The organism is uncultured Polaribacter sp., assembly GCF_947497125.1.
GTDB lineage: Bacteria > Bacteroidota > Bacteroidia > Flavobacteriales > Flavobacteriaceae > Polaribacter.
In genome coordinates this window covers 739464-750754 of record NZ_CANMFI010000001.1, presented here as the reverse complement: position 1 = coordinate 750754, position 11291 = coordinate 739464, and the positions used below count along the sequence as shown (strand labels likewise).

The following is an 11291-nucleotide window of genomic DNA, read 5'->3' as shown; positions in this document are numbered from 1 at the left end:
GGAACCGATGCAAACTTATTTACGATTAGTTCAGCAGGTGTTTTAAGTTTTGTAGCGGCACCAGATTATGAAGATGCGCAAGATAATGGCACTAACAATGTATATGATTTAATCATTACCATTGAAGATGCTTCGGGTAATGAAACTGCAACCACAGTTACAGTAACGGTGACAAATCAAGTTGAAGCTGAAGTAATTATAAATATTACAGATTCAGTGCTATTGGAGAACGAGAATCCAGGAGCTGAATATAATGGTAGTTTTAACATTGTTCTAGGATTTATGCCAACTGCAGATGTTACAATTCCTTTGATTAGTTCAGATACTTCTGAAGGGACTGTAGTTGCTAACGTAATTTTCACTCCTTTAAATTGGAATGTTGTACAAGAGATTGAGGTAGTGATGGTAGATGATTTGATAGGAGATGGTTCTGTTGAGTTTACTATAGAAACAGGGGCTCCAATTACTACTGATTCCGATTATGATTCTTTGGTTGGTTCTGATATTATAAACCTAGTGATGACTACTCAAAATAATGACCCTCCAGGAATTATAGGAAGAATTGTAGGTAACGCAATTGCAGAAACATCAGAATCAGGTAGTAGTTTAGAAATTGAATTTGAGTTATTAAGTGAACCATTAGATGACACAGAAGTAACAATACCATTAACTATTGACGACAGTTCTGAGGGTTCAGTGAATGTTACAAGTATAACTATTTCTAGTGATAATTGGAATCAGCCTATTAATAATAGAGTTGTAGTTTCAGCTGTAGATGATTCAGATTTAGACGGAGACGTTATATATAAATTAATTACTGGAGATCCAACATCATCTGATCCGAATTATGATCTATTATCAGGTGGCGATGTTATTGATTTTATAATTATAAATAAAGACGACGAGTTAGATACAGATAATGATGAAATACCAGATAATATTGATACTGACGATGACAATGACGGCACACCAGATTCAGATGATGATTTCCCATTAGATGATACAGAAGATACTGACACTGATGGCGATAATATTGGTGATAACGCAGATACTGATGATGACAATGACGGCACACCAGATGTAGATGATGATTTCCCATTAGATGATACAGAAGATACTGATACAGACGGTGACAATATTGGTGATAACGCAGATACTGATGATGACAATGACGGCACACCAGATGTAGATGATGATTTCCCGTTAGATGATACAGAAGATACTGACACCGATGGCGACAATATTGGTGATAACGCCGATACTGATGATGATGGTGACGGCACATTAGATGTTGACGATGACTTCCCGTTAGATGATACAGAAGACACTGATACCGATGGTGATACTATTGGTGATAACGCCGATACAGATGATGATGGTGACGGCACACCAGATGCAGATGATGATTTCCCATTAGATGATACAGAAGATACTGACACCGATGGCGATAATATTGGTGATAACGAAGATACTGACGATGACGGAGATGGTCAAAGTGATGCCGACGAAGTTACTTGTGGTTCAGATCCATTAGATGCAGCGAGTATGTCTTTAGACACTGACGCAGACGGTATACCAGATTGTATTGATACGGATGATGACAATGACGGCACACCAGATGCAGATGATGACTTCCCGTTAGATGATACAGAAGATACTGACACCGATGGCGATACTATTGGTGATAACGCAGATACTGATGATGACAATGACGGCACACCAGATGCAGATGATGATTTCCCGTTAGATGATACAGAAGTCACTGATACCGATGGCGATACTATTGGTGATAACGCCGATACAGATGATGACAATGACGGTATACTAGATACAGATGATGATTTTCCATTAGATGATACAGAAGACACTGACAAAGATGGCGATAATATTGGTGATAACGCAGATACTGATGATGACAATGACGGCACATTAGATGTTGACGATGACTTCCCGTTAGATGATACAGAAGATACTGACACCGATGGCGACAATATTGGTGATAACGCAGATACAGATGATGACAATGACGGCACACCAGATGCAGATGATGACTTCCCGTTAGATGATACAGAAGATACTGACACCGATGGCGACAATATTGGTGATAACGCAGATACTGATGATGACAATGACGGCACACCAGATGCAGATGATGATTTCCCGTTAGATGATACAGAAGATACTGACACCGATGGCGACAATATTGGTGACAATGCCGATACTGACGATGACAATGACGGTACACCAGATGTAGATGATGATTTCCCATTAGATGATACAGAAGACACTGATACAGACGGTGACAATATTGGTGATAACGCAGATATTGATGATGACAATGACGGCACACCAGATGCCGATGATGATTTCCCATTAGATGATACAGAAGACACTGACACCGATGGCGACAATATTGGTGATAACGCCGATACTGACGATGACAATGACGGTACACCAGATGTAGATGATGATTTCCCATTAGATGATACAGAAGACACTGACACCGATGGCGATAATATTGGCGACAACGAAGATACTGACGATGATGGTGACGGCACATTAGATGTTGACGATGATTTCCCATTAGATGACACTGAAGACACTGATACCGATGGCGATAATATTGGTGACAACGAAGATACTGACGATGACGGAGATGGTCAAAGTGATGCCGACGAAGTTGCTTGTGGTTCAGATCCATTAGATGCAGACAGCCTGTCTTTAGATACCGATGGAGATGGTGTCCCGAACTGTTTAGATACTGATTCAATTATTTTAAATGTTACACAAAGTTTAACTAATTCGACCTCATGTGCTGGTTCAAACTCTAGTGAGCAAATTTTCACAGTTTCAGGTTTAAATCTAATAGAAGATATTATAGTTACTGCCCCTTCTAATTGGGAACTGAGTACTACATCTGGGAGTGGTTTTACAAGTTCTGTAACGCTACTACAAACGAATGGTTTGGTAACATCAACACCGATATATATTCGTACAAAAAGTAATACAGTCTCAGGAAATCTTTCAGGTAATGTAACTATTTCTTCAACAGGTGCAACCCCAAAAATAATTAGTGTAACTGGTTTCGTAAAACCTTCTCCAAATTCTCCAATTATAGATTCAAATGGTAGCCAATTAATTTGTGTAGGAGAAACTATTGCAAACTTAAACGCTACAACTATTATTGGCAATACTGTTGAGTGGTTTACAACACCAACTGGTGGAAATGCTTTGGCGTCTTCAACAGTATTAGTTCCAGGAACTACATATTATGCACAAACTAAAAATTCAATTGGTTGTTCTAGTACTAGAGTGTCTTTAACTGCGGTAACCAATAACGCATTGCATTTTGACGGCGTTAACGACTATGTTTTAGTTGGCGATGTAATTGAAAATTTAAATGATATTACATCTCAAGCTTGGGTGTATTGGGAAGGTTCTTTTATCAGTTTTTCAGAAATATATACAAAAGACTATATTTCTTCTATGGCTATTACAAGCGCTAACAAACTTCATGCTAATTTTGGTAATGGAACTACTTGGGTTGGAGCAGGTATAAACTCTACAACTTCTATACCTCTAAATCAATGGACACATGTAACGGTTACTAGAAAAAACGGAGTTGTTAAAATGTATATAAATGGAGAAGAAGATACTTCTTCACATACAAACAACGCAACAGGATCTAACAATGCGCCAAGAATTATTGGTGGTAAAGCTTTGTTCAATTCTAATTCTACAGCAAACACATTGTTTCATGGAATAATTGATGAAGTTCGTTTTTGGGATGTAGCTAAAACACAAGCCGAAATTCAAGATGAAATGTCTAGAAAGTTAGAAGGCACAGAAACAGGTCTTCTTGCATATTACAATTTTAATCAAGGTATTATTAATGCTGATAATACAAGTATTACTACTTTAAAAGATAAAACTTTAAATCCAAATATAGGTACTTTAAACAATCTATCTTTAACAGGTATCACTAGTAATTGGGTACAGGGTTATTTTCCACAAATTACAGGTTTTAATAACGTTAATATTGGACAAACAATAAACCTTTCTAATGTTATACAAAGCGGAATATGGTCTGTAAATGATACAGATATTGCTACAATATCACAAACGGGCGTTCTTACAGGTATTACAGAAGGTACAGTTACAGTAACCTACACATCTTGTAACAATAGTACCACAAAACAGATTTTAGTTACAAACCTTAATACAGCACCTATTATAACTTCTATTTCAGACACAAATAGTTGTCCTAATACAAACTTAGAAATTACCACTCCTATTATAGATTTAGAAACAAGTGCCGCAAATTTATTAGTAACAGCAAGTTCTTCTAACCAAAACATAGTTGCTAATAATGAAATTGCTATCTCACATATAGGTAATAATTTTACTTTTAGAATTACACCAGTAATCGGCATGCAAGGTACTACCAGTATTATAATTAATGCTGAAGATGAGTACGGTGCTATTGAATCAATAAGTTTTGAAGTTGCTTTTACAGATACAGAAAATCCAATAATTACAAATACACCCGTAGCAATAAATCAAAATAATGATTTAGGAGTTAATGGAGCAATTGTAATATGGACATTGCCTACGGCAGCAGATAATTGTGCTATTGATACCTTTGAGAGTTCTTATAATTCAGGAGATTTATTTCCAATAGGAACTACTACTGTGATCTATACAGCAACAGATATCAATGGAAATGAAACTACAAGTAGTTTTGAGGTAACAATTAATGACATAGAAAATCCTATTATTTCAGATACTCCTTCAGATATCACTCAAAACAATGATGAAGGTTTATGTGGAGCTGTAATTACATGGACAGCGCCAACAGTATCAGACAATGCCTCAATTGCCTCGTATGTAAGTTCTCATAATTCAGGAGATTTATTTCCAGTAGGAAGTACAACTGTAACGTATACAGCTACAGATAATTATGGAAATGAAACTATTAGTAGTTTTGAGGTAACAGTTATAGATGTAGAGAAACCTGTGGTAGTATCCCAACCAATTATAACTGTTATTGATTTTGCCAGTAATGCTAATCAATGTGGAGCAATTGTATTTTGGAATGAGCCAGAATTTACAGACAATTGCAGCATAGCTAGTATTGTACAAACACATGAAAGCGGAGATTTATTTTTAGAGGGAGATACTACCGTTAGTTATACAATAACAGATGTTAGCGGTAACGAAACAACAGTAAGTATTGTAGTTACAATAGAAGCTTCTATGTTAGATTGTGATGGTGATGGTGTATCAAATGCACAAGAAGAAATAGACAATACCGATGCGCAAGATTCATGTTCATCAGTTCCATCAAGTATTACAATGGCATTATCACAAGATTTTTTAGATAGTGATTGTGATGGAGATGGATTAACAAATGGCGAAGAAATAGGTGAATATGCTACAGATCCAAATGATTCTAATAATAATGATATTTATGATTATTTAGAGTTTAACAATCAACAACCCTCAGAAGATGAATTAGAGATTTTTAATTTGTTAACTCCAAATGGCGATGGTAAAAACGATGTTTTTGTCATTCGAAACATAGAATTATATCCAGAGAACACCTTAGAGATTTATAATCGTTGGGGAGTTAAGGTGTACGATGTTTCTGGATATGGACAAAATGGTAGATACTTTATAGGGCAATCTGGAGGAAGAGTTACCATAAATGGAAATTCGTCACTACCATCAGGCACCTATTTTTATGTGTTAAAGTACAGGTCTAGTGGTGTTTGGAAAAATAGAACAGGTTATTTAAACTTAACAAAATAAAAAGAATAAGATGCAAAATAATAGTTTAGATACAACCGGAATAAAAAGAGTATTTATCATTGCTTTTGTTTTAATAACACATATTGGTTATGGGCAGCAAGACGCTCAATTTAGTAACTATATGTACAATACGTTAAGTTTTAATCCTGCGTATGCGGGTTCACGTGGTACGAGTAGTATTTACCTATCTCAACGTTCTCAGTGGGTTGGTTTTGATGGTGCACCTACCACAAATGCATTGTCGTATCACAGTCCTTTAGGTTCTTCTAAGGTAGGGTTTGGATTGAGTATTTTAAATGATGCAATAGGTGCAATTGAAGAAAATATGGTTTCATTAGATATTTCATACAGTATCAATACCTCATATGATTATAAATTGGCTTTTGGAATGCGAGCAAGTGCGCATATGTTAAATGTTGATTTTATGAAACTAAATATTTTTAATCCAGATGATGTATTGGCGCAGAATAATATTAACAATCGATTTTCACCGAATTTAGGTGTTGGATTGTTTTGGTATTCAGAAGATAGTTATCTAGGTTTTTCGATTCCTAATTTATTAGAGACAAAACATATCAATCGTAATTTAAATACTTCTGTAAGTTCTATTTCTAAAGAGCGTTTGCATTATCATTTAACAGCAGGGTATGTGTTTGATATCAACAAAAATGTATTGTTTAAACCTGCAATTTTAACAAAGATTATTTCAGGAGCTCCAATACAGGTTGATGTTTCCTCTAACTTTCAGTTCTATGATAGGTTTACTTTAGGAGCTTCTTATAGAGTAGATGCAGCGGTGAGTTTTTTAGCCGGATTTCAGTTGAATAAAAGTTGGTTTTTAGGATATGGATATGATGTAGATACAAATACATTATCTACCTATAACTCTGGTTCTCATGAAGTGTTTTTACGTTATGAAATTTTTAGAAACAATAATGTTAAAGCACCTCGATTCTTCTAATATCTTTAATTTATAAATTATGAAATTACAGTATAAATATACTACTCTTTGTTTATTACTAATCAATAGTATTCTATTTGGTCAGCAAAATATTTTGAACAAAGCCAACGCTAAATTCAATAATTTGTCTTACGTAGAAGCAATATCGCTTTATAGCAATTTAGTAAACGATGGTTATGGAACTGCAGAAATATTTGAAAACTTAGCAAATGCTTATTACTATCAGTCGAATTATGAGTTGGCAAAAGTTAGTTACGACTCGTTATTTACCATTAATAAAAAAGTATCTGCGGCTACGTATTATAAATACATTAGTGTTTTAAAAAATCAACAGCAAAGCAAAGCTGCAGAATATTGGTATGCGCAATTGATAGATTTGTATCCAAAAGAAAAACAACAGACAAATAATAAAGCAAACTTTTTTGGGAGCTCACAAAAGTTATCTGTTGAACAACTTGCTGTAAAAAACGTTCATTTTAATTCTAATTTTTCAGATTATAAGGTAGCGTATTTAGGAGAAGATAAAATTGTGTTTACAAGCAGCAGAGATACAAAAAAAAGGTTTTCAAAAAGAACATTGTGGAACAATGATGCTTACACAAATTTATACCAAGGTGCGCTTGATGACAAAGATTCATTGGTGTCATTAACTAAATTAAAAGGAAGTATTAATACGTATTACAATGAATCTTCAGCGGTATTTACCAAAAATGGTACAACCATGTATTTTACAAGTAATAATAATTTTTCTGGTAAAGTAGCTACAGATTCTCTAAACAATGTGCTTTTAAAAATTTACAAGGCTACCTTTAATGGAAAGCGTTGGGGAAATGTAGAAGCATTGCCTTTTAACGGCAATCAATACAGTTGTGCACACCCAGCATTGAGTGCAGATGAAGATTATTTGTACTTTTCATCAGATATGGATGGAACAAAGGGAGCTTCAGATTTATTTAGGGTTGCTATAAATGGAACGGCTTACGGGGAGCCAGAAAATTTAGGCGATTCAATAAATTCAGTGGGAAGAGATACTTTTCCTTTTGTGAGCTCAGAAAATATATTGGTTTTTGCTTCAGATGCCAGAAAAGGTTTGGGAGGTTTAGATTTGTATTATGTAGATTTAACATCTAAAAGCCAAAAAGTATATACTTTTGGAGCACCCGTAAATAGTTCTTCTGATGATTTTGGATTGGTCTATAAAGAAGCAAAGCAAACAGGTTTTTTTACATCAAATAGAAAAGCAGGCGGTGTAGGTTCTGATGATATTTACCAGTTTAAGGGACTTACAATACCAAAATTAAAAGATGTAACAATACTTATTAAATCTAAAGAAGAAAAGCCTTTAATAGGTGTCACAAAAGTAAAGTTAACAGACAATATAAATACTACAGTAGAATTACCAGCAATAGACCAAGAGATAACCTTGTTTGATTTAAAGGCATCAAAAAAATATCAACTAGAGTTTTTAAACGATAATTACCAAGCATTAAAAACGAGTGTTAGCCATCAAGTAAAAGACACAATTGTTGTTTATCTTACTGAAAAAGAACCCGTACTAACGGCTATAGATTTAAAAGAAGTAGTAAAGTTAGCACCTATTTATTTTGATTTTGATGCAACTCAAATCAGCCAACAATCAAAATTAGAGTTAGAAAAAGTGGTGTTACTAATGAACAAATATCCAGAGATTAATATAGATCTTATTGGTCATACAGATCGAAGAGGAGCAGAAGAATACAACAAAGAACTTTCTTTAGAAAGAGCAGAATCAACCAAAAAATGGTTGGTAAAAAGAGGTGTTTCTGCTTCTAGAATAACAACAAAAGGGTTGGGGGAGTTAAAGCCAATTAGTACTTGTGTAGGAGTAAAAAAATGTAGTAAAAAGCAACACAATCAAAATAGAAGGACTGAGTTTATGATAAGATAGTTAAAAAAATATCCTGAAGTTGATTACAATTAAAACTAAAAATAATGAAAAAAATTTTTAATTTATTAAAGGGTTTGTTTAAAAAAAGAGAAGATGAAACAGCATTTGATTTTTATACTTTTACGGATCTATTTATCAAATCTTCAGATAGTTCACTGAATGTTTTTCACTCTAAAACCTATGTTTCATTTTTGACGAATTTAAATGAGCATATTGGTAGTTTAGCGATCGATAAAATAGTTTCTTGTGTTCCTTTTAATGACAAAATAGCCATTGAAACGTTAGATGTAGGCAACTATAAACTTCAAGAAATTGATTGGTGTTTACTTGAAGTTGATTTTGGATTTTTAGATAAATCAAGAGTTTTAATGACTGATTTTTCTTTAAAAAATCTAAATTTCTTTGATTTACCAAAAAATTTAATCATTATCATACATCAAGATAATATATATAAAACGCTAGATGAATGCATGCTAAAACTTAAAGAAAAATACAACACGAACAACTATTCTGTAAATGCAATTTCTTTATCAGAATTTAAATCAAAGTTTGAAAAAATATCATTATTTGTCAATTCTTTTTAGATTTTAGTAATAAGTTGATGTGAAAAATAGTATTTATGATAACTTTGGTTAAATTAAAATAAGATTATAAAATCACTGTAATATCTTAAATTACAGTAGTAAAAAAATATAGTAGTAAGGCGTTATTAATTAACGTATATTAAATAAAAATATAGATGAAAAAGACAAAAAACTTAAAAAACATATTACTAAAACTTTCTTTTGGATTTTTAATGATCATGGTGAGCTCATGCACAAAAGAAACGATCAATATTTATCAATATGAACAGCCTATAACTAAAGGTTTGTACATGTATGGTACAACGTATGATGGTGGAGCTAATGATTTGGGTGTAATTTATAAAGTTGACCAAAGTGGTCAAAATTATGAAAAAGTTTATGATTTTGAAACTGCAACAGGTAGCAAACCTATCGGAGGTTTAACACTGGCAAATAATGGAAAATTATATGGTTTTACAACTGCCGATGGAAAGATTGTAAACCCTGGAGCTGCAATAGCACTTGGCACATTTTATGAATTTGATCCGTTAACAAACTCTTTTGTTGTAATTGAATATATTGATGATCAATCTGCAATAGGAAATTTTTTTCTTGATGCTCCTATATTAAGTGCTGATGGGTTACTTTATATGGCTAGTCAAGATTTTGGCTTGGCTGATTTTGTAGGAAAATTATCTTCTTTTAATCCTACTGATGGAACTTTTACTGTTCTTGAAACATTTACAAACTATTTTGGGCAACCAAAGTCTAAATTATTAGAAGCCTCAGACGGTAATTTATATATAACTACTTTTAATGGAGGAACAAGCAATAAGGGGGCTATAGTAAAATATAATAAAGCTTTAAACTCATTAGAAAGATTGTACTCTTCTTCTGGAAACGAATTTAGAAGTTCATTTAACAATCAACTATATGAAGCTTCAAATGGTGTGTTATATGGTTCGTCAAGAGAAGGAGGTAGTTCTCAGCAAGGTTGTGTTTTTAAAATTAATAAAGATGGAAGTGGGTATGAAACCCTATTTTCAATGGTTTCAGGAATTACAGCTCAAGGTTCTAATCCAGAAGGAGGTTTTGTTGAGTTTAATGGGTTGTTATACGGTACAACAACAGAAGAGGAAGTGCATGGTTTAAATTCTGGAACCATTTATACTGTTGATATAAACACAAATTCTATAGAATTTACCAATACTTTAGATTTAGAAGGAAGAAGACCTTTAGGGACTTTTGTGCAATCTACAAACGAACGACTTTATGTAACTTGTGAAGAGGGCGGAGGAAGTAATAAAGGTGCTATTATAGAATTAAACACATTAAATGGTAAAGTTGCTCAGCGCTATTCTTTTGATGGTAATAACGGATTTAAGCCACAAAGAAATCAACTTACTTTAGTGGATTTTTCTAAATTAAATTGAAATAATTAATTTTTTTAGATCTCTTCTAACTATTTAAGGAGTTTTTTATATCCTCAAAAAAAAGTTAGACGTTTGATTTTAAAATCACTTAAACCTTCATAGAAATGTGAAGGTTTTTTTTTGTTTTCTATAGGTTTTTAAAGTGTTTCCATTACTTCACAAAGTTTTCAATATTTCTTCATTTACATTATTTGCCATTTAAATAGGCACACAAAAAGGTATCAATTTTTACTACGAGGTATCAATTCATTTTAAATAAAACGAAACTATGAATAATCATAAAATACGTGTGTTATTTGTTATAGCACATAATAGAATAAAAAAAAATAATAAAGCACCTATATATTGAAGAATTACCTATAATAAATGTAGAAAACAATTTGCAATAGGTATTTTTATCAATCTAGAGTATTGGGATATTGGTAAACAGAAAGCTTCTCTACCAAATAAAGAAAATACAAACTTAAACAACAAAATAAGCCTTATTTATCAAAAAATAAAAAAGGCTTATAATATTGTAATTTTTAAAAATGATTTTAATGAGGATAATTTTACTCTTGTCCTTTAAAACTCATTATACAGAAATTTAGAATTAT

Annotated in this window: 6 protein-coding genes; all 6 read left to right on the top strand. The window is 32.9% G+C overall.

The annotated features are described in order from the left end of the window. Positions 1 to 5811: HYR domain-containing protein (locus Q0678_RS03185; protein ID WP_299053735.1), on the top strand; the 5811-nt coding region annotated here is incomplete at its 5' end. 10 nt (positions 5812 to 5821) lie between these two features. Then, positions 5822 to 6772, top strand: coding sequence for a type IX secretion system membrane protein PorP/SprF (locus Q0678_RS03180; RefSeq protein ID WP_299053733.1), 951 nt, complete (start codon positions 5822 to 5824; stop codon positions 6770 to 6772). A gap of 19 nt (positions 6773 to 6791) precedes the next feature. After that, positions 6792 to 8699 carry an OmpA family protein gene (locus Q0678_RS03175; protein ID WP_299053730.1) on the top strand — a complete coding sequence of 636 codons (1908 nt, stop codon included), beginning with the start codon at positions 6792 to 6794 and terminating at the stop codon, positions 8697 to 8699. A 44-nt stretch (positions 8700 to 8743) separates the two neighbouring features. Next, on the top strand, positions 8744 to 9283 hold the full coding sequence (locus Q0678_RS03170) for a hypothetical protein (RefSeq protein ID WP_299053727.1): 540 nt from the start codon (positions 8744 to 8746) through the stop codon (positions 9281 to 9283). Between the two features lie 155 nt (positions 9284 to 9438). After that, positions 9439 to 10695, top strand: a complete 1257-nt coding sequence (locus Q0678_RS03165; RefSeq protein ID WP_299053725.1) for a choice-of-anchor tandem repeat GloVer-containing protein — start codon at positions 9439 to 9441, stop codon at positions 10693 to 10695. Positions 10696 to 11047: 352 nt separating this feature from the next. Further along, positions 11048 to 11263, top strand: a complete 216-nt coding sequence (locus Q0678_RS11670) for a hypothetical protein (protein ID WP_367181484.1) — start codon at positions 11048 to 11050, stop codon at positions 11261 to 11263. Positions 11264 to 11291 lie beyond the last annotated feature (28 nt).

Excerpts from the sequence above, each read along its gene's own strand:
- Q0678_RS03165 (WP_299053725.1), top strand. The coding sequence starts at position 9,439 with ATGAAAAAGACAAAAAACTTAAAAAACATATTACTAAAACTTTCTTTT.
- Q0678_RS03180 (WP_299053733.1), top strand. The coding sequence starts at position 5,822 with ATGCAAAATAATAGTTTAGATACAACCGGAATAAAAAGAGTATTTATC.
- Q0678_RS03170 (WP_299053727.1), top strand. The coding sequence starts at position 8,744 with ATGAAAAAAATTTTTAATTTATTAAAGGGTTTGTTTAAAAAAAGAGAA.
- Q0678_RS03175 (WP_299053730.1), top strand. The coding sequence starts at position 6,792 with ATGAAATTACAGTATAAATATACTACTCTTTGTTTATTACTAATCAAT.